The 19,186-nt window shown below is 57.5% G+C and carries 24 protein-coding genes; 8 read left to right on the forward strand and 16 right to left on the reverse strand.

Features of this window, described 5'->3' with window-relative positions; all coding sequences use genetic code 11:
* Nucleotides 1-3 precede the first annotated feature (3 nt).
* From flgH to SJY29_RS16855, 8 genes are read right to left on the reverse strand one after another with little or no spacing between them, the layout of a single operon-like run.
* Nucleotides 4-738: a flagellar basal body L-ring protein FlgH gene (gene flgH, locus SJY29_RS16820; protein WP_400085181.1), complete on the reverse strand. Its 735-nt coding sequence runs from the start codon at nucleotides 736-738 to the stop codon at nucleotides 4-6.
* Nucleotides 725-1,141 (reverse strand): flagellar basal body P-ring formation chaperone FlgA, encoded by a 417-nt coding sequence (flgA, locus tag SJY29_RS16825; protein WP_400085184.1) that lies wholly within the window; start codon nucleotides 1,139-1,141, stop codon nucleotides 725-727. The genes flgH and flgA overlap by 14 nt, the downstream gene beginning before the upstream one ends.
* A complete protein-coding gene (gene flgG / locus SJY29_RS16830) occupies nucleotides 1,138-1,923 on the reverse strand; it encodes a flagellar basal-body rod protein FlgG (protein WP_076660589.1) in 786 nt (261 codons plus the stop codon). Before flgG ends, flgA begins: the two co-directional genes overlap by 4 nt.
* Before the next feature lie 12 nt (nucleotides 1,924-1,935).
* Nucleotides 1,936-2,652, reverse strand: a complete 717-nt coding sequence (locus SJY29_RS16835; protein ID WP_400085188.1) for a flagellar hook-basal body complex protein — start codon at nucleotides 2,650-2,652, stop codon at nucleotides 1,936-1,938.
* The gene (locus SJY29_RS16840) at nucleotides 2,652-2,921 is read right to left on the reverse strand and encodes a flagellar biosynthetic protein FliQ (protein WP_400085190.1); all 270 of its coding nucleotides are present in this window, start codon (nucleotides 2,919-2,921) and stop codon (nucleotides 2,652-2,654) included. Before SJY29_RS16840 ends, SJY29_RS16835 begins: the two co-directional genes overlap by 1 nt.
* A complete protein-coding gene (gene fliE, locus SJY29_RS16845) occupies nucleotides 2,921-3,202 on the reverse strand; it encodes a flagellar hook-basal body complex protein FliE (protein ID WP_400085192.1) in 282 nt (93 codons plus the stop codon). The genes SJY29_RS16840 and fliE overlap by 1 nt, the downstream gene beginning before the upstream one ends.
* Before the next feature lie 10 nt (nucleotides 3,203-3,212).
* Nucleotides 3,213-3,605: a flagellar basal body rod protein FlgC gene (gene flgC / locus SJY29_RS16850; protein ID WP_327543090.1), complete on the reverse strand. Its 393-nt coding sequence runs from the start codon at nucleotides 3,603-3,605 to the stop codon at nucleotides 3,213-3,215.
* Between the two features lie 9 nt (nucleotides 3,606-3,614).
* A complete protein-coding gene (locus tag SJY29_RS16855) occupies nucleotides 3,615-4,001 on the reverse strand; it encodes a FlgB family protein (protein WP_400085194.1) in 387 nt (128 codons plus the stop codon).
* Between the two features lie 86 nt (nucleotides 4,002-4,087).
* On the opposite strand from SJY29_RS16855, the gene SJY29_RS16860 reads away from it, so the two are divergent.
* The gene (locus SJY29_RS16860) at nucleotides 4,088-5,425 is read left to right on the forward strand and encodes a FliI/YscN family ATPase (protein WP_400085197.1); all 1,338 of its coding nucleotides are present in this window, start codon (nucleotides 4,088-4,090) and stop codon (nucleotides 5,423-5,425) included.
* Here the strand turns inward: SJY29_RS16860 and SJY29_RS16865 are convergent.
* The 6 genes from SJY29_RS16865 to SJY29_RS16890 all read right to left on the reverse strand — a co-directional run bounded on the left by SJY29_RS16865 (nucleotide 5,422) and on the right by SJY29_RS16890 (nucleotide 9,469).
* A complete protein-coding gene (locus SJY29_RS16865; protein ID WP_400085200.1) occupies nucleotides 5,422-6,228 on the reverse strand; it encodes a DUF1217 domain-containing protein in 807 nt (268 codons plus the stop codon). The two genes, SJY29_RS16860 and SJY29_RS16865, sit on opposite strands and share 4 nt — an antisense overlap.
* The gene (flbT, locus tag SJY29_RS16870; RefSeq protein WP_400085202.1) at nucleotides 6,225-6,629 is read right to left on the reverse strand and encodes a flagellar biosynthesis repressor FlbT; all 405 of its coding nucleotides are present in this window, start codon (nucleotides 6,627-6,629) and stop codon (nucleotides 6,225-6,227) included. Before flbT ends, SJY29_RS16865 begins: the two co-directional genes overlap by 4 nt.
* Nucleotides 6,629-7,003: a flagellar biosynthesis regulator FlaF gene (gene flaF, locus SJY29_RS16875; protein ID WP_400085205.1), complete on the reverse strand. Its 375-nt coding sequence runs from the start codon at nucleotides 7,001-7,003 to the stop codon at nucleotides 6,629-6,631. The genes flbT and flaF overlap by 1 nt, the downstream gene beginning before the upstream one ends.
* A gap of 96 nt (nucleotides 7,004-7,099) precedes the next feature.
* Nucleotides 7,100-8,638 carry a flagellin gene (locus tag SJY29_RS16880; RefSeq protein WP_400085208.1) on the reverse strand — a complete coding sequence of 513 codons (1,539 nt, stop codon included), beginning with the start codon at nucleotides 8,636-8,638 and terminating at the stop codon, nucleotides 7,100-7,102.
* 203 nt (nucleotides 8,639-8,841) lie between these two features.
* Nucleotides 8,842-9,150 carry a hypothetical protein gene (locus SJY29_RS16885; protein WP_400085211.1) on the reverse strand — a complete coding sequence of 103 codons (309 nt, stop codon included), beginning with the start codon at nucleotides 9,148-9,150 and terminating at the stop codon, nucleotides 8,842-8,844.
* A 25-nt stretch (nucleotides 9,151-9,175) separates the two neighbouring features.
* The gene (locus tag SJY29_RS16890; protein ID WP_400085214.1) at nucleotides 9,176-9,469 is read right to left on the reverse strand and encodes a rod-binding protein; all 294 of its coding nucleotides are present in this window, start codon (nucleotides 9,467-9,469) and stop codon (nucleotides 9,176-9,178) included.
* Nucleotides 9,470-9,573: 104 nt separating this feature from the next.
* Between SJY29_RS16890 and SJY29_RS16895 the strand changes: the two genes are divergently transcribed.
* On the forward strand, nucleotides 9,574-10,878 hold the full coding sequence (locus SJY29_RS16895; protein WP_400085216.1) for a flagellar hook-length control protein FliK: 1,305 nt from the start codon (nucleotides 9,574-9,576) through the stop codon (nucleotides 10,876-10,878).
* Between the two features lie 9 nt (nucleotides 10,879-10,887).
* Nucleotides 10,888-11,553, forward strand: coding sequence for a flagellar hook capping FlgD N-terminal domain-containing protein (locus SJY29_RS16900; protein ID WP_400085219.1), 666 nt, complete (start codon nucleotides 10,888-10,890; stop codon nucleotides 11,551-11,553).
* Here SJY29_RS16900 and ubiB read toward each other — a convergent pair.
* Nucleotides 11,550-13,079, reverse strand: a complete 1,530-nt coding sequence (gene ubiB / locus SJY29_RS16905; protein WP_400085222.1) for a 2-polyprenylphenol 6-hydroxylase — start codon at nucleotides 13,077-13,079, stop codon at nucleotides 11,550-11,552. The two genes, SJY29_RS16900 and ubiB, sit on opposite strands and share 4 nt — an antisense overlap.
* A gap of 1 nt (nucleotide 13,080) precedes the next feature.
* A complete protein-coding gene (gene ubiE, locus SJY29_RS16910; protein ID WP_110280636.1) occupies nucleotides 13,081-13,833 on the reverse strand; it encodes a bifunctional demethylmenaquinone methyltransferase/2-methoxy-6-polyprenyl-1,4-benzoquinol methylase UbiE in 753 nt (250 codons plus the stop codon).
* A gap of 151 nt (nucleotides 13,834-13,984) precedes the next feature.
* Between ubiE and mutM the strand changes: the two genes are divergently transcribed.
* The 5 genes from mutM to dnaA all read left to right on the forward strand — a co-directional run bounded on the left by mutM (nucleotide 13,985) and on the right by dnaA (nucleotide 19,125).
* Entirely contained in the window at nucleotides 13,985-14,836 is an 852-nt protein-coding gene (mutM, locus tag SJY29_RS16915) for a bifunctional DNA-formamidopyrimidine glycosylase/DNA-(apurinic or apyrimidinic site) lyase (protein ID WP_400085225.1), read from the forward strand.
* A gap of 62 nt (nucleotides 14,837-14,898) precedes the next feature.
* Nucleotides 14,899-15,675, forward strand: coding sequence for an enoyl-CoA hydratase (locus tag SJY29_RS16920; protein WP_400085228.1), 777 nt, complete (start codon nucleotides 14,899-14,901; stop codon nucleotides 15,673-15,675).
* Nucleotides 15,676-15,808: 133 nt separating this feature from the next.
* Nucleotides 15,809-16,735, forward strand: coding sequence for a type IV pili methyl-accepting chemotaxis transducer N-terminal domain-containing protein (locus tag SJY29_RS16925; protein WP_400085231.1), 927 nt, complete (start codon nucleotides 15,809-15,811; stop codon nucleotides 16,733-16,735).
* Between the two features lie 191 nt (nucleotides 16,736-16,926).
* Nucleotides 16,927-17,190, forward strand: a complete 264-nt coding sequence (gene rpsT, locus SJY29_RS16930) for a 30S ribosomal protein S20 (protein ID WP_055296927.1) — start codon at nucleotides 16,927-16,929, stop codon at nucleotides 17,188-17,190.
* A 597-nt stretch (nucleotides 17,191-17,787) separates the two neighbouring features.
* Complete coding sequence (gene dnaA, locus SJY29_RS16935) at nucleotides 17,788-19,125, forward strand: chromosomal replication initiator protein DnaA (RefSeq protein ID WP_400085234.1); 1,338 nt, start codon at nucleotides 17,788-17,790, stop codon at nucleotides 19,123-19,125.
* The last annotated feature ends 61 nt before the right edge of the window (nucleotides 19,126-19,186 follow it).

A 19,186-nucleotide genomic window follows, 5' to 3' on the forward strand; every position in this document is an offset into this window, starting at 1 on the left:
TTGTTAGAATGGCAGGATCGATTCAAGCAGCTGATGTCCAAGGCGGGGTTGTTGCATGTCCGTGATCTGGCCGCGCCCCCCGTAGGAAATCCTTGCCGAGGCGATTTTATCGTAAGTAATCTCGTTTTGTCGGGTGATGTCTTCGGGGCGCACATAGCCCGTCACGATCAGTTCGCGCAGTTCGAAATTCACCCTCACCTCTTGCTGGCCCACAATCGCCAATACGCCGTTTGGCAAGACGTCCGTGACCGTGACAGCAACCCTTAAGGTCAGCCTTTCGTTGCGGCGCACCGTGCCGTCGCCTGACGCGGAACTTTGTGAATTCAGATCCACGAGTGCCGCAGATGACGCCCCCTCTGGCAGGCGCGGATCAAGCCGCTGCGGGATACCCAAGAGCTGGGGCACGCCCGCTTGTTGCGACGCCGAGCGCGACCGATCGCTCGAATTCGAGATTTCCGCACGGTCATCAATTTCAATAACGACCGTCATGATATCGCCGCGTTGCATTGCACGGCGATCACCGAGCAGCGATCCGCGTGCACCGGTCCAGAGTGAGGCATTCGATGATGGCCCCAGAACCCGTGCCGAAACCGGCATTGGCATGGCGGGGTTCAGAATGGCCGCGCGCTCGGTGTTTTCGGCCGAGGGTGAAAACCGTGGGGGTTGGCCGATATCGCTGCTGCCGCAGCCCGTGATCAGCACTGCAAGAAGTGCTGCTGTCAATTTACCTTTGGACATATGCCACCCCATCACTGCCGATCCGCGCCGTAACTGTTGTGCGCGACCCAAGGTTCATCACCCGAATGACATCACCGGGCCCGGCCCGCCCTAGCGCCCTGCCATCGGTCGAGATCGTCAGACCGTTCCTTTCAAACAACAGCGGGATGATTTCATTGCGCTCGACAACAGCAGGCGGGCCGATGTTGCCGGACTGGATGGGCCGGTTTGCAAAAAGGGCCACGCGTGCCTCCATGCCAATCATGTTTTGCGCCTCTTGCAGTGCCGCGCCGGTCGGATCACCGACAATGCGGATATCGTCTGCCGAAATCACCGTTTGCGCGGGGATCGTGCGGGTTGCGACCACGGTCTCGGCCGCTACAGGAGCTGCGATCATCGCGGATATGAAAGCCAGCCGGATCACCGCAACTGCACCATCGCACTCAGCATCTGGTCGGCGGCGGTGATAACCTTGGAATTGAGCTCATACCCGCGCTGTGCCTCGATCAGGTCGGTGACTTCGCGCACGGGATCGACCGAACTGTCCTCAAGATAGCCCTGACGCAAGACGCCCAATCCGTCCTCACCCGGTGCCGCAACGACCGAAGGGCCTGATGCGGGGGTTTCCAGAAACAGGTTTGATCCAATCGCCTCAAGTCCCTTTGGGTTGGTAAAGCCTGCCAAGCTGAATTGGCCCAAGAGTTGCGGCTGGATTTCATCAATGAAATAGCCATAAACCTCGCCATCGGCATTGATCGAGATCGACCTTGTATCGCGCGGGATCGTCAGATCGGGAACAACGGGATACCCATCTGACGTCACAATCAGACCGTCGCCTGTAAGCTTCAGCGCGCCATCGCGCGTATAGGCCGACGCACCGGACGGCAGAGTCACTTCCAGATAACCGTCGCCCTCAATCGCAAGGTCGAGATCGCCACCTGTGGCCCCCAGCGCGCCTTGGCTGAGCATCACCGAAACCGCGCTTGCCCGGACGCCCAGCCCAAGCTGCACGCCGGTGGGCAGGACTGTGCCGTCAGAGGCATTGATCGTGCCGGGGCGGGCCACTTGTTGATAATGCAGGTCCGCGAATTCCGCCCGTCGTGCATTATACCCCGTGGTGTTCATATTCGCGAGGTTGTTTGAAATCACTTCAACCCGCATTTGCTGGGCAGTCATGCCTGCCGCTGCAATCTGTAGTGCGCGCATCAATCGTCTCCTTTATGTGCGAATGGCCTGAATGACGCTGCGGATGCGTTCATCTTCTTTGTCGAGAAAACTTTGGCCCAACTCATAGGCGCGCTGGACTTCGATCATCCGACCGACCTGAAGTATCGGGTTCACGTTTGAGCCCTCCAGAAACCCTTGCAGCACGCGGCCATCGACGGCCTGTTCAAATCCGCCCTGCGCGTCGAACAGCACGCTGCCTTCGCGCACCATTTGTGTCGGATCAATTGGCAGAACCAATCCTATCTGCCCGACAGGTTGCCCGCCCGCGCTGATGATGCCGTCAGCGCCAATGCCCACAGGGCCCAGCCCCTGAGGGACAAAAACGGGCGCGCCGCCTGCATCCAGAACGGCATGGCCCTCTGGTGTCACAAGCGTCCCGTTCGCGTCGGGTCCAAAGGCGCCGGCCCGTGTCAGGCGCGGACCATCCGGCGTTTCGACCAGAAAGAACCCGTCGCCTTCGATCGCCAGATCGAAGGTGCCGCCGGTTTGCGCCAATGTGCCTTGCGTCATCACTGTGTTGCGCACTCCGGCGCTCGCCATTGACAGGGACGGGGCGTCTGGCCCCAGCGCTTTGATATGTTCGGCAAACAAGATGCCCTCGGCCCGAAAACCCGTGGTCGATGCGTTGGCGATGTTGTTGGCCAGCAATTGCATTTCTTGCAGCAGGCCCGCCTGCCGCGTCAGCGCGGTATATGACGCATTATCCATCAAAAGCCCCCTGAAATGATCGGGATCAGCGTTGTTTGAAACAGTGCGACAAGGGCCTCTGTCATGAACGCCATGGTGATCCAGAAGGTGACGACGATTGCTGCCAGTTTTGGCACAAAGGTAAGCGTCATTTCCTGAATGGATGTCAGCGCCTGAAACAGTCCCACAATCAACCCCGAGGCCAGTGCCACGGCAAGGATCGGCACAGAGATGACAAATGTCACCCAAAGCCCCTGTCGCAAGGTGTCATAGAAAAGCGCATCGCTCATCAGACAGGCATCCGCAGGATTTCCTGATAGGCTTCGACCACGCGGTCACGCACCGTTACTGCCGTTTGCACGGCCAGTTCGGTTTGTGCCAAGGCCTCGACCAGCGCATGGGGATCGGCCCCGCTGGTCATCGCCTGCATTGCGGTGTTTTCGCTTGCCTGCATGGTCGCAAGAAAGCTTTCCGCAGCAGCACCAAAGGCGGCACCGGCGCCGCCTGTCTCGGGGGCGGTGACGGATTTGCTCGCGGCATAGTTCTGGGCGACGAGTGCACTGATATCCATGGTATTTTCCTTATCTACGCAAGAGATCCATCAGGGCTGTCGACATCTGTCGCACCTGATCGAACATTTTGAGGTTGGCTTCATAGCTGCGCTGCGCTTCACGCGCGTCGGCGATTTCAATCAGCAGATTGACGTTTGAGCCTTGGTAATATCCTGCCGCGTCGGCCATGGGGTGGGCAGGGTCATAAATCCGGCTCAGCTCGGATCGGTCCAGCCGGACCTCGCCAACCGCAACTTCACCGGTAGTGCGGCCCAGATTGACCATCTCTTCAAAGGTTATCGCTTTGCGCCGGTAACCGGGCGTGTCGGTATTGGCAATATTCTCGGACACATGACGCAAACGGCTGGCCTGTGCCTTCATCCCGCTGGTTGCAACGGAAATGGCATCACTGAAATCAGTCATTCTACCCCCTTATCCTCTGCCAAGACTTGTGCGCAGGACCGTCATCGCGTGGCGGTAGATGGTCAGGGCGCGGTTGTGTTCACGGCTCACTTCAACGGCGCGTAGCATTTCGTCTTCAATGGATACGCTGTTGCCGTTGGGTGAGGGTTCGCCGACCACGGTTTGCCGCAGATCCGTTGCGGGTTGTCCGATCTGGCCACCAATATGCCCGGCGCGGGTGGCGCGCATCGCCGTTGTGGCAGACCCAGCATAGACATCCTTGAAAGCAGCGATTGACTGCGCCTGAAAGTCAGGCGTGTCTGCGTTAGCGATATTGCGCGCAACGACAGCCTGTCTGGCACCTGCGTGACGCGCCATGGCGCCCGCTGTCTGGAAAAGATCCAGTGAATTGTACATCGGGGATTCTCCCTCGGTTGGTTTCAACGAAGGATTAAGGGTGATTCCTTAAAAAGAAGTGTGTGGCATTTGAATGGACAACCTTAATGCAGGAAAACCTTCTCGATCAGATGTGCCGGGCGATTGAAACCTGCGCACAAATACACAAAGCGGGGCATGTGATCGGCGTCTCCTCCGGCACCGTCCGCTGCGCGCGTGCAGCGCACGATCTCCGCGTCGGTGACCGTGGCGTCATTCAGAGCAAGGGGAAACGGCGGTATGGCGAAGTCGTGAAGCTTGATGAAAGCGGCGCAGATCTGATGCTCGATGGCACGACCGATGGCGTGTCGATCAACGATCCGGTGGTGTTTTCTCCTGCACCACAACTCGCACCGCATGGGGGGTGGATCGGGCGTGTTATTGACCCCAACGGTCAGCCGCTTGACGGGCGGCCTTTGCTGCCTGGTTTGCAGGGTTGTGATCTGAACGCGACACCGCCTGCGTCCCATCAGCGGCGACCACTGGGCGCACGGTTGGAAACGGGTTTGGCGGTTTTCAACACGCTGCTACCTTTGGTGCGTGGCCAGCGGATCGGACTTTTCGCAGGCTCCGGTGTGGGTAAATCAACCTTGCTGGCAGACCTCGCGCGCGGGGTTGAGGCCGATGTCATCGTTATCGCACTCGTTGGTGAACGCGGGCGTGAGGTCGGGCACTTCGTGCAAGAAGTGCTGGGACTGGAAGGTATGAGGCGCGCCGTTGTCGTGGCGGCCACCTCGGACACAGGTCCACAGGTGCGGCGGCGCTGTGCGCTCTCGGCAATGGCTGTAGCCGAATACTTTCGCGACGCTGGCCAGCATGTTCTGCTGTTGGTCGATTCGGTAACCCGGTTCTGCGAGGCCCATCGCGAACTGGCTGTCGCGAGCGGCGAAAACGCCAATTTGCGCGGATACCCCGCCTCGACCGGCCCTGCGATTGCGCGGCTTTGCGAACGCGCCGGGCCCGGTGTTGGGGATGCGGGCGATATTACTGCCATCTTCTCTGTTCTGGTCGCAGGTTCGGATATGGAAGAGCCGGTGGCGGATATGCTGCGCGGCGTTCTGGACGGGCACATTGTGCTGGACCGCACGGTTGCCGAACGCGGGCGTTTTCCTGCTGTCGATGTGGTCAGGTCGGTATCACGTGCCTTGCCCGCGGCGGCGAACGACAAAGAGAATGAGATTATTGCGAAGGCACGGTCGCTTTTGGGGACCTATGCACGCTCTGAAATGATGGTGCAGGCAGGGCTCTATGTGGCGGGATCAGACCCTGCGCTGGATGCGGCAATTGCGACGGCACCAGCGCTGGAAGAGTTCCAGAAGATCAAGGACGGACGCGGTACGCTGGCGCATTTCGCCAAGCTGCGGCAGGCGATCACGGCGTCGCCGATGCGGTCTGATACACCTTAGCGGATGATCCGCGGCACCGATTGCAGCAATGCCAATGCTGTCGCCCCCGCCGAGGTGGATGCGATGGCATTGGCCTCTGCACGGATCAGAAACAGGCGGATCAGCTTTTCCTCTTCTGCGGGGGTTGCAATCTGGGACAAATCATCTGTTCCGAGCACTGACTTGGCGCGCTCTTGGAAAATCTCACGTTGCCTGTCGATATCAATGCTCGAAATGCTGTCAGGCAGCCCGAGTGCGGTTTGAAAAACAGATCGCAGCGGGGCGTTTCCCATGATCGCAAACCACTGGCCATTGTTGGTTGTCGTGCGATCAAGCACATCCGCAAGGCCGGACCTTACATTGCGTGCCAGACGCAGGTCGTTGTTCTGCTCGCCGATCGCGCGGGCGAATTGCTGGCTTTCGAAACGCTGGGCGATATCACCGGCGAAACTGCTCAATACTGTGTTCGGTATGGCACTATCACCAAAGCCGAACGCGCGGCTGAAGTCGGCATAGCGGTTGTCGGCCAGACGATTGGCAAGTGCGTCATCTGCCGTGGTGCCATCCTCGAGGATTTTCTGGATAAAAGCACGGTTGTTAATGTCATCATCCAGGCCGAAGGCACCAAGAGCGACTGCCAGGAGCTGGCGATCATTGACCAGATCGGCCGCGGTGCGGACCGACCCGATGTTTTCACGAAAGTAATCTGTCGCGCGCTGGATCGGCCGGCTTTCGGCAAAAGCGGTCTCTTGCGCCTGGGCAGTCCTTTCCAAAAAACGCCAGCCAACATAGCCCGTCAGGGGGAGGACAGGTTGAAAACTCATTGTGGGGCTGTCCCCAAAAGACGTGCCTCACGTTGGAGAAGATTGCGCAGTGATTTGAGAGCACGGTAGAAATCCAGGCGGCCAACCGCCTCGGTCGCATGATCAAGATGGGTGCGGCTATCATCATCACGGAGCGCTTGGCTCAATTGCTCGATTCCGCGCAGGATCTGCAGTTTCGCATCTTCCTCATCCACATCACCAGACAACACGAGCTGTGCGATGTAACAGACCCGGCGCACAGGTGTGTTGACCTCATCCGGGCGGATCGCATCGCGCAGGCGCAAGATATTCGCGTTCGGCGTCAGGATCGATAGCCTGCTCCGACGGTCGCCGTTTTCAATGACGGCACCATTCACCAAAACCCGCTCTCTTGGGTTCAATTTGAGCACAAGGCCCGACATCAAGCCCGCTCCTGCCCGTTGAGGCCGCGGAGTACAGCCATGTTGATATCAATGAGTGCAGCAATATCGGCTTTTTTGCGAAGAATCTGCTGGGTGTGCTGGTCGGTAAACTCAGCGAGATAGAAGATCTGGGCGCGCAATTCCTTTGGAAGGGCATTGCCCTTGTCAGCCACGTCAATCGCCATCGTGTTCCACATGCGGCGGTTGTCATGCAGGGCGGCCATCAGTTTCGGGAAATCCTGGCGACTGGCGTTGCGCAGCTTTTGGAGGCGTGACGTAATCTGTGTAATCAGTTGTGCCTCGACTGAGCGTGTCGTGCGGATGGCAAATTGTGTGGGGGCATAGCCCAGCTGGGCTTGTTCAATAACGTTCACGCGTGGGTCCTTTCCGGCGCAATGTGGACGAGGCCCGATTTTATCGTGGCCATAAGGATAAGGGTGGCGCCAGTGTTATGGCGCCACCGCTCGATTTTACCGGAACAAAGACAGGATGGTCTGGGGGGCCTGGTTCGCAATCGAGAGCGACTGCACACCCAACTGCTGTTGGACCTGCAAGGCCTGCAGACGTGCGGATGTTTCTTCCATATCCGCATCAACCAGCGCACCGATTCCGGACCGGAGCGAATCTGTCAGTTTCGAGATAAAGTCTGACTGTGTTTCGATCCGGCCCTGGCTGGAACCAAAAGATGCAGCGGCATCAATTGTTGTGTCGATATATGTTTCGATGTTGGCAAGGGCCGCAGCCACGCCTTCATCTGTCGTCACGTCCAGTTTATCCAGCCCAACGAGCCCACCAGTTGCTGTACCACCCGCAGCACCATCGTCTGTGAGGGTCTGAGCGGCGCCATCATTGTCGATTTGCAGGATCCATGCGCCCGTTGCTTCATCCTGCGTCACGCGTGTCGAGATATTTTCAATACCCGCACCGTCAATGACAGTCTTCAAACCACGCGCGACATCTTCGAAGGTCTCGTTCGGACCTGCGATATAGTCATAGCTTACGCCACCAATGCTCGCGCGGTAGCTGTCACCTTCGGAAACACCTGCCGTCGTTGAAAACGCGAGCTCGGACGCGCGGGCGTTGATCGTCTGCGTATTTGTTGTTGCGGCCGCCGCTGTCACGCCATTTGCCTGGAGGGCAAAAGTCGCAGCACCGTTGCCGCTTGTATTAACTTCGACGTCATCGAACTTCGAGGTCGAGCTGATCGAAATCACTGATGCGGTTACATCTGCTGTGATGTCTTCAATGCCTGCTGCGTTGATCGCGGCAGTCAAGCCGGCCGCCAAGTCATCGGTGGCTGTCGTCGTGGTTGTAAAGCTGACGGTTTCGCCCGCGATCTGGAAGTTATAGGTTTGGCCGGCAACAATTGTACCTGCAACTGTTGCTTCCAGAATGTTTGCACCATTCGAGAATGCGTCGCCGGTCCCGTCAGCGGCAAGGTTGCCCCCAAGTGTGGTTGTCACGTTGTCAGCCAGCGTTGCCCCGGTCCCGTAAACACCTGCATCGGTGCTCAGGTCTTGGCGGTCGACTGTGATGTTGGACGGTGCGACCGTGCCATCGCTGGAACGATCCAGTGAGGACAGAATATTCACGCTTTGCGTGCCGGACAACATGTTCAACCCGTTGAACTGCGCCGCACCAACCACCGATGCGATCTGGTCAGAGATCGCCTTTACATCCGACTGGAGTTTTGTGCGATCGACGTTCTCGCCCTGCGCTGCAACGATTTTTTCTTTCATGTTGTTGAGCAGGTCTGTCACCGTTTCCGCCCCGTTGCGGGCAACTGCGACAGAGGATTCACCCAAAGACAGGCTCTCAGAGATGGCTTTAAAGCCTTTGACGTCTGATTCCATCACCTTGGAAATCGCCCAAACGGCCGAATTGTCCTTGGCCGAAGCGACATCTTTACCGGTTGAGATCATTGATTGTGTTTTGGAGAGATCGTTGTTGATCGACTTGAGCGTTTGCAGCGCAACCATTGCGCTGTTGTTGGTCAAAATACTGGACATAATTCACGGTCCTTTATGTATGGCGCTTTGCACCGGGTTGGTTGGAAACTCCGCAAATTTACTGCGGCGCGATGCGTCATTCTGACGGAATTCACCGGTCACTTCGTACCGGTGCGCCTTTGTGGCGATGCCGGATGAATATCTAGCGCAGGCTGAACAACCTCTTAACTCGGCCCGTCCAAATAAAGAGAATTTGACTGAAATCAGGCCTTCTTCTCGAGGGCTGGGTTGTGGGTGCGGACATGTTCAAGACGGCCTGCGTTGTCATAAACACTCAAACCGCTTTTCACGTTCTGAAGCGCTGAAAGACGCGCGCTCGCGGCAGCGACGCCTTTGATCGCGGCCGCCAGAAGACCAAGGTTCTCGTCCATCTTTTGGCGCAGGGGCCGCAACTCTTCCTTAGCCGGAATTGTTTTTTCCAGCTGTGACAACAATGCCTCCTTTTGCGAAACGAAGGTGGCCAACGCGTCGTAATCCGCGGAAATCAGCGCCTGGCGTTCCTGGTCCAGCACCTGATGCAATTGAGAAACGACTGTATTAAACAAAGTTCCGGACTTTCATGGCCTCGAAAAGCGCTTCGGCTAGTCCGATTCCCCCTGCTTTCACCATTTCCTCGGCCTGCGCCTCTAGCAGGAAAGAAGCGAAATGCTCTTCGCCAGCGCCGCCGCCGAATGTTTCGCGCGGCGTCCCGACACCTGCGGATTTCAGCATTTCCGCCAGAAATGTCGCCTCCATCTTTTGGGCGGCGTCACGCAGCTTTGCGTCGTTGTTTATATAGTCCGGCAGGGCGGGCGCGGGGCGTGGCGGTGGCAGATCAGTGATCATTGTCATCGGATTCTCCGGTTGGTGGTTCGCGCAACTTGACCGACCTTCCTAAACATTCAGTAAGTTTTTTGCGTCAAACAGAAGATCGAACAGACGCAATCGGAGAACCGATGATTCCCTTGATCCTTTCCCAGTCGGCAGCGACGACCGCACAGACCCCGCCGGTGCCTGCCGTGGGGGCCGCTAGCGCCGATGTCACGACATTCGACGAAATGATGGCCGCGACCGCACCGGCGGGTGATGACATACATGGTGACGCGGCGGATGGGGGAATGGGTGTGGCGTTTGCTGCTGATCCAGAGCTGCTACCGGACGATGCGGTCGCTCTGCCTGTGGTGACAAAAGACGTTGTGGCCAAGGCCGAAACGCCGATCGCTTTACCTGTGCCCGCAGCAAAGGTTGATAGCGAAGGTGTAGCCGCACTATCCGGACCAGCAGAGGATAAAACCCAGATGTTGCGGCGTCAGGGCCCGAACGTGCCGCCGCCTGCGCGCGAGGGCGCAACAGAAAAGCGGCCCGATCAGACCGCTCCGGTCGCGCGGGAAGGCAAATCAACAGGCGCGACTGTGGCACAGTCTGTGGTCGAAGGGCGTTTGCCGGTTAAGGTGCGTGCTGAGGTGCCGTCTACACAACCACTGCAGCCGAAACCGGTCGAGACAACGAAGGTGGACGCGCCGCCACCTGTGTCACCACCGTCGATTTCAGACAAACCCAGGGCAGATTTCGAAGGTCAGGCCAAATATGTGCGAAACCCCCGGTTTCATACTGCCGATGAACGGCCACGTCCTGTACGCGAGGATGCCATGCCACCGCGGGCAACGGTACAGCTACCCCCGAGTGCGGCAGCACATGTGTCTGCGGCACAGCCACCTGCCGTGGCCATGGCGCAAATCGCTGCTCATCCGCAGCGTGAGATGGTTGAAAAGGCGTCTAAACCGGCTGATGTGGATAGTATTTTGTCGGCGATGCCTGCCGAACGGCACACTGCGGTCACTGGTACTCCGGCCTCTGGGGCGGCCGCTGCCACACCAGAAACTGCACGCCATGTGGCCGCGCAGTTAGCGGTGGCTGTCACGAATAGCAACGGCAAGACAACGGAAATTGCGCTTAACCCGGAAGAACTGGGGCGGGTAAAACTAAGCCTTTCTGCGGCTGATGGTGTTATCACGGTGAGCCTGCTAGCTGATCGCCCCGAAACTCAGGAGCTGTTGCGGCGGCACATTGATATCCTTGCGCAGGAGTTCCGTCAGCTTGGGTATAACTCAATTTCGTTCTCTTTTGGCGACCAAAAGGGGCAGGCGCGCCCTGAGGCGAGGCCGGACGAGCAACCTGTCGAGCAACAGATACTAGACACCGTTCCGATCACCCAAGCCTCGCCACCACCTGCTGTGGGTGGCCTCGATCTGCGCATTTAAGGAGCAAACATGGATATCACGCAACTCACCCAAACCGGTGGGACAACCCCCAACGCAGGCGTGGCCAATGCCGCGACGCAGATCAGTTCTGATTTTGAAACCTTCTTGAAGATGCTGACGGCGCAAATGCAGTATCAAGACCCGCTGAACCCAATCAATTCGACAGACTATGCGACGCAGCTGGCAACCTTCTCGGGGGTTGAACAGGCGGTGCTGACGAATGATTTGTTGCGGTCCCTCAGCAGCCAGATGACAACAGGTGGGCTGGTTGAAATGGCGGCACTGGTCGGCAAAGAGGTGCGCACAGAGGGGCCTGCCTATTTTGACGGCCAGCCAATGACACTACTGGCGACAAGAACCGTGGCCGCTGACAGCGCAGAGCTTGTCGTGCGCAATGCTGCAGGCGAAGAGGTGCAGAGGCAGGCTGTCCCGCCAGGTGCCGAGACGGTGCAATGGGCGGGTGTCGGCCCTGACGGTACGCCGATGCCTGCAGGGGTTTATCAGTTCGAAATCCAGTCAATATCCAACGGTCAGGTGATCGCCCAGAACCCCGTCGCAAGCTATCATACCGTGAACGAGGTGCGGCTTGAGGGCGGTGTGACCATGCTGGTCCTGACGGGGGGAATTACCGTGGCGAGTGATCAGGTCACAGCGCTCCGTGACGCGAACCTCTAGAGCAGAGAGATGCCCCATATAGCGCCACTTGCCAGAACCGCGCCAAGCGCCATCCACGACAACCGCGCAATGCGGCGCTGCGGTTTTGGCGGCGGTGGCGGATTGTTCAGACGGATCAGCGCGTCTTCGGCAAGCTTTGGCAACTGCGGGCCAAAGCGCGACAGAATACGCGCGGTCTTTGCCAGATCACGCATCAAGGCCTTCGGGCCGATGCTTTCCTTGATGTAGTCTTCGACGATGGGTTTTGCGACGTGCCAGATGTTCATCCGCGGATCAAGTGATCGGGCGACACCCTCGACCACCACCATTGTGCGTTGCAACAAGATCAGCTCGGTGCGGGTTTCCATGCCGAACCGCTCGGTGACTTCAAACAGATAACTCAGCAGGCGCGCCATCGAAATGCGGCTCGCGTCCATGCCGAAAATCGGCTCGCCAACAGCGCGCAGTGCGCGGGCGAATTCGTCAACATCGCGGTTTGCAGGCACATAGCCCGCTTCGAAATGGACCTCTGCGACCCGCTGGTAGTCCTTACGGATAAAGCCGAACAGGATCTCGGCATAGACGCGGCGGGTATATTCATCGATCCGCCCCATGATGCCGAAATCATAGGCAATGATATCCCCGTTTGCGGCGACCTTCAGGTTGCCTTGGTGCATGTCGCCGTGAAAGTAGCCGTCGCGCAGCGCATGGTTCAGGAAGAGCTGCAGGACACGCGTGGCCAAAACGACGCGATCATGCCCTGCGGCATCCAGCGCTTCGTTCATCCCGATGTTCGTGCCTTCGGCCCATTCCATTGTCATCACGCGGCGCCCCGACAGATGCCAATGCACCTTGGGCACCTGAAAACCCGTATCGTTTTCGGTATTCGCGGCAAATTCCGCGGCGGCCGAGCTTTCCAATCGCAGGTCCAATTCGCCCATGACCACGCCTTCGAAATGGGTGATCACATCCATCGGGCGCAGACGGCGCGACGCGGGCGACAAGAACTCGATCGCACGCGCAGCAAAGTAGAACGCATCAATGTCGGTCCGGAACGCGCGCTCAATCCCGGGACGCAGGATTTTCACCGCGACAGCCTCGCCCGTGTCGGCCAGATGGGCCTTGTGCACCTGGGCGAGCGAGGCAGCAGCGACCGGTTCAGAGAAGGTCGAAAAGAGTTTATCAAAACTGGTACCCAGCTCGGATTGGATCGCCTTTTTTGCCTCTGCCATGGAAAACGGCGGCAATTTATCCTGTAGAACCCGCAGTTGCACTGCGAGTTCGTCACCCACCACATCGGGGCGGGTCGACAGGATTTGACCGAATTTAATATAGGCCGGACCCAGCGCTTGCAGCGCACGCACTGCGGGCGGCATCGACACATCGCCTTTGTAGCCAAGCCACTGAAACGGCCAGACCAATGTCCGGAACGTAATGCGCAGCAATGGCCCCGCATCGAACGCATCCAGCACAACTTTCATCGCACCCGTGCGTTCGAATGTGGCACCTGTGCGGATCAGGCGGATGATATTGTGAGGGCCGCGCATGCTAGAGCTTCCATCCCGAATGCAGCGCCGCAACGCCCATTGTCAGGTTGCGATATTTCGCGTTGCCGAAACCTGCTTCACGCACCATCCCGAGGAAAGTTTCCTGATCGGGGAATTTGCGGATGGATTCGACCAGATACTGGTAGCTGTCACGATCCCCCGCAATCATCTGGCCCATACGCGGGATCACGTTAAACGAATAGGCGTCATATGCGGCCTGCATCATCGGGTTGGGCAACTGGCTGAACTCCAACACCATCAAACGGCCACCGGGCTTCAGGACGCGGTAGGCCTCGTTCAGCGCCTCTTGCGGGCGGGTCACGTTCCGGATGCCAAAGCTGATGGTGTAGACGTCAAAGGTATTCGCCTCGAACGGCAGGGCCATCGCATCGCCCACAACCCAATCAAGACTGTCCGACATCTGTGCAGCCTCGGCCCGTTTGCGGCCCTCGACAAGCATGGATTCGGTAATGTCGAGCACGGTTGAGTGACCACGCCCCGCACGTTTCAGGAAGCGGAACGAGATGTCACCGGTCCCGCCAGCCACATCCAAAAGCCGCTGTCCGGGTCGCGGGGCCAGCCAATCCATCATCGCATCTTTCCAGATCCGGTGCACACCACCCGACATCACATCATTCATAATGTCGTACTTGCTCGCCACGGATGAGAACACGCCTTGCACGCGGCCTGCTTTTTCATCCTCGCGGACGGTTTCGAACCCGAAGTGTGTGGTATTGTCTGCCTTGTCGGTCATGTCATGCTTTCGCCTGAATACTGTCCCGCAAGGGGTTATACCCAAGCGACGAAATAGACAAACTGTCAATGTGCCACGGCGCACGAATGGGGACGACAAGGGGCGCAGCAATGCCTATGTAGTGGGCCACAGCAAAAACAGATGACGCAAAATGCCCGAATTGCCCGAAGTCGAAACCGTCAAAGCCGGCATCGCCCCCGTGATGGAGGGCAGTGTGATCGCGCGTGCCGAGGTGAACCGGCCCGATCTGCGCTGGCCGTTTCCCGAACGGATGGCCGAGCGGTTGACGGGGCAGCGGGTACTGGGTCTGCGGCGGCGCTCGAAGTATATCCTGGTTGATCTTGCAAGTGCTGAAACGCTCTTGATCCACCTTGGCATGTCGGGGCGCATGTTGGTATCGGGGCAGATGATCGGTGAATTCCACCACCCGCATCCGGCACCCGCCAAACATGATCATGTTGTGTTCCACATGGAAAACGGCGCGCGCATTACGTTCAATGATGCCCGCCGTTTTGGCGCGATGGACCTGATGGAGACAGCGCGCCAGGAAGATCACTGGCTGATCCGCGATCTGGGGCCGGAACCCTTGGGCAATGCCTTCAACGAAACCTATCTGATCGACCGCCTGAAAGGGCGCAATACACCGATCAAATCGGCGCTGCTGGATCAGCGGATCGTGTCGGGGCTTGGCAACATTTATGTCTGCGAAGTGCTGTTTCGCGCCGGTATCCATCCTGCGCGCAAGGCGGGGCGTATCAGTGCTGCGCGTGTCGCCTCTTTGGTACCGCTGATCCGCGATGTCTTGTCCGAAGCAATCGCCGCAGGCGGGTCATCCCTGCGCGATTACCGGCAATCCGATGGTGAGTTGGGATATTTCCAGCATGTTTTTCAGGTCTATGACCGCGCGGATAAACCCTGCGTAACCCACGGATGTGGCAAGACAATCACCCGAATCGTACAGTCCGGAAGATCATCTTTCTTTTGTCCGCAATGCCAAAGATAACTTGATCCGCCCGCGCGCTTTGCTAAGCCTTGGGCTCTGACCGGCGCAACAGGATGAGCAGAATGGCCTTTGACAAGATCATCGTAGATATCAGCGACAGTGTCGCAACGATCACGCTGAACCGACCCGAAGCGATGAATGCGTTGAACAGCGCCTTGCTGGGCGAACTCTGCACGGCGCTGGAAGACGCCGACGCCAGTGAAAAGGTCCGCTGCATCGTGATCATCGGATCCGAGAAGGCTTTTGCTGCAGGTGCCGATATCGCCGAGATGGCCGACAAGACATTTGTCGAGATGTACACCAAGCGCTTCTTCGAGAATGAAACCGACCGCTTCAATCGCACCCGCAAACCGATCATCGCCGCTGTTGCAGGCTACGCGCTGGGTGGCGGATGCGAGCTGGCGATGATGTGCGATTTCATTATCGCGGCGGACAATGCCAAATTCGGCCAGCCCGAAATCAACCTTGGTGTGATTGCGGGGATCGGCGGCACACAGCGCCTGACCCGCTATGTGGGCAAATCCAAGTCGATGGACATGCATCTGACAGGCCGCTTCATGGACGCCGAAGAGGCCGAGCGCAGCGGTCTTGTGAGCCGTGTTGTCCCCGCCAAGAAATTGCTGAGCGAAGCGAAAGCAGCTGCAGAAAAGATTGCCGAGAAATCCCAGATTGCGACGATGGCAGCAAAAGATGCTGTAGATCGTGCCTATGAAACGACACTTGCCGAAGGTCTGAATTATGAGCGGCGGCTGTTCCAGTCGCTCTTCGCAACCGAGGACCAAGCCGAGGGCATGGCGGCCTTTACCGAAAAACGTGAAGCGCAATTCCGCGATAAGTAGACCTGGACCTTCAAATCCACGCGGCAGTCGTGTCTGCAATCCGCGCACTTGATTTAGGTCATGGACCATCGGCCGCAGGTTGCGTAGATCGGGCCGCGGGTGGTGGCGCGAAACAACTAAAGCGGCCAAAATTATGCGATATTCTTCTTTGCTGGCTTCCGTCTTCCTGACGGGTGCCATGATCATGCCGGTCGGCGGCCTTTACGCTGACTCTTCCTTTCAATCCGCAGGCAGTGCGCAGTCCATCATTCAGGACACGGGCGTTGCGAACCGTCTTACAGCGGCTCAAGTGCTGTTGTCATGGACGCAGGCTGTGCCTGCTGCGGCTTGCCACCTGCACAATCAGGTCAATGTCGAGGATGCGGCAGAGCTCCTTGCTGTTGGCGATGCGCAGGTGGAAGAAGTGCTGAACGCGCTCTTGGAGGGTGATATCTTTTGGGGGATCGAAACACCTGAAACACGCCGCAAGACAATTGCCGAAATTGAACAACTGCGCGCGACTTGGGCCCCTGCACAACAGGCGGCAAGACGGCTCTTGGAAACGCCAACCGACAAAGACGCGGCCTTGATCCTCACGCAAGCATCGGATGACCTTCGCGAGCAGACATATCAATTGGCGACAATGCTGGACGCACAGTATTCGAGCTCGGCCGAAATCCAGGCGCGGGATATCATGTTCATTCAACTCGCGGGCCGTCTGGTGACTTTGAACCAGCAAATGGCACTTCAGGCCTGCCTGCTCTGGTCGGAAGGGATGGACCAGACAATCGCTGATGAACTCAAGCAGACGATCCAGGCCTACAACGGTACGTTAAGCGCCCTGCGCAATGGATTGCCGCAGATGAGCATTCTACCTCCGCAGACACCCGGGATCGCGGACAAGCTGGAAGAGATTGGCAGTGTCTGGGTGCAAAATCAGCCGGTGCTCAATCTCGTTGCCGTGGATGAAGAGATTACCGATCAACAGCGATTTGATCTCTACTACAACCTGATTAACGAGAAAGTGGTCTTGCTTGATTTGCTCTATCTTTATCAGGACCATTCAAAAGTGGCCTTCTAACCGGTCCAGTCGGGATCGTTGCCTTGTAATTAGGGGTTGAAACGCTGTGTTGTCTCGCTTAAACGCAGCGCCATACATGCGCGTGAGGCCCGCTTTGGCCAGAATCACCGGTTCGAAAACCCGGGGCTTGGGCTTGATGCGCGAATGATATTCAATTTGGCCCGATCAAGGCCCAGCTAGGAAACGAACACATGGCAAACTCACCTCAGGCGAAAAAACGCGCCCGTCAGAACGCAGCACGCTTTGCAGTCAACAAGATGCGTCGCTCACGCATCCGTACATATCTGCGTGCTGTTGAAGAAGCGATTGCATCCGGCGATCCAAAGGCCGCAGCAGCGGCTCTGAAGGCAGCTCAGCCAGAACTGATGCGCGGTGTCACCAAAGGTGTCATGCACAAGAACACCGCGTCGCGCAAAATGTCCCGTCTGGCAGCACGCGTCAAATCTGTCGGTTGATTCTGCCGTAATCGGCAAAAAATAAGAAATTCAAGCGCGTCCAAACAGGGCGCGCTTTTTTTGTTCCACTGTGGTCTGTCTGCGCAGAAAATGAGACATTTCAAAGGGCCGAGAGATTCTTTTCTGACATTCTATGAGTCAAGCGCGATGTTATGTTGAAGCGGCCCCAAACCCCTTGCTACCTTGTCCCAGCGATTCACATCGTTCCGGGGGGACATGAGGGAATTTGCAACTGATCGGGTGATAAAACATCGTTGTTGACGGGTTTTTTCACCGAACCAGAACGCAAATTTCATGCTAAGGTGCCGTGGAGATTGCAGTGCAAACTGCAAACCCGTGTCATTTTGTGTCTGCGTCAGGGCCAAGGTCTGCTCTTTGGTTTCTGGTCGCTGTTCATGGCCCGTTGAGCTGCCGTTTGGCGTCTGTCTGCATCCTTGCGATGCCGGTTTTCGTCTCGGTCTATGGTTTTGGGTAAAAGGCGCTGGGGATCAAGTTGGGCAACTTGATCTGGGTGACCTTTTTTGTCCTGGGTGTTGTGGCGCAGGCGCGATTTTCGCGTCTCACGTGGTAGCTGCGAATGTGGGACAAAGGCATAAAATGACGAACGAAATTTGGGCGACGGTTTTGGCTGCTCTGAAAAGTGCACTGGGGAAGAACAGTTATTCCAGCTGGATTGAACCGCTCGAATTCAAAGAACTTGTAGATGGCGTGGCCGTATTTGATGTGCCCACGAATTTTATCGGGAACTATGTTTCACAGAACTTCGGTGATCAGATCCTGTATCACATGAATAATCTGGGCCAAGAGGTCCAGCGCCTGCAATTCCGTGTCCCGTCGCAAATGCGCCCGACAGCCAAACCCAAAACGGCCAGAAAAGCCGCCGAACCCGAAGCCGGATCAGGTGCGCCTCTTGATAGCCGGTTCACGTTTGACACCTTTGTCGTCGGCAAACCAAACGAATTGGCCCATGCGGCCGCCCGCCGCGTCGCTGAAGGTGGCCCTGTTACATTCAACCCGCTGTTTCTTTATGGCGGCGTCGGGCTGGGCAAAACCCACCTGATGCATGCGATCGCGCATGAATTGAAGCTGCGTTCGCCGGAATTGAACGTGCTTTATCTCTCTGCCGAGCAGTTCATGTACCGCTTCATCACCGCATTGCGCGAACGCAAGATGATGGACTTCAAACAGCTTTTCCGTTCGGTCGATGTGCTGATGGTGGATGATGTGCAGTTTATCGGCGGCAAGGACAGCACGCAGGAAGAATTCTTTCACACCTTCAACGCGCTGGTTGATGGTCAGAAACAGATCATCATTTCTGCCGATCGCGCACCGGGCGAGATCAAGGACCTTGAAGAGCGGATCAAATCCCGCCTGCAATGTGGTCTTGTGGTGGACCTGCACCCGACAGATTACGAACTTCGCCTTGGCATTCTGCAGTCCAAGGTCGAGGTCTACTCCGCCCAATACCCCGAACTTCAGATCGCTGATGGTGTTCTGGAATTCCTCGCGCACCGTATTTCAACCAATGTGCGCGTTCTGGAAGGCGCGCTGACACGTCTTTTCGCCTTCGCGTCGCTTGTGGGCCGCGAAATTACGCTGGACCTGACACAGGATTGCCTGTCTGACGTGCTCAAGGCGTCGGACCGCAAGGTGACGGTCGAAGAGATCCAGCGCAAAGTGTCCGAGCATTACAACATCCGACTGTCCGACATGATCGGCCCCAAGCGCGTGCGCAATTATGCCCGCCCACGCCAGATCGCGATGTATCTGGCCAAGCAGATGACCAGCCGCTCACTGCCTGAGATCGGGCGGCGTTTTGGCGGGCGTGATCACACAACGGTCATGCACGGGGTCAAGCGGATCGAAGAGCTCAAGGCGCTGGATAGCCAGATCGCCGATGATCTGGAACTCTTGCGCCGCGCGCTGCAGGAATAAGCCTGCAAAACAGGCCCGAAGCTTGACGTGGACACCCCCATCGTCAACAGTCCAGAAAACG

The organism is Yoonia sp. R78084, assembly GCF_044595625.1.
Taxonomy (GTDB): Bacteria; Pseudomonadota; Alphaproteobacteria; order Rhodobacterales; family Rhodobacteraceae; genus Yoonia.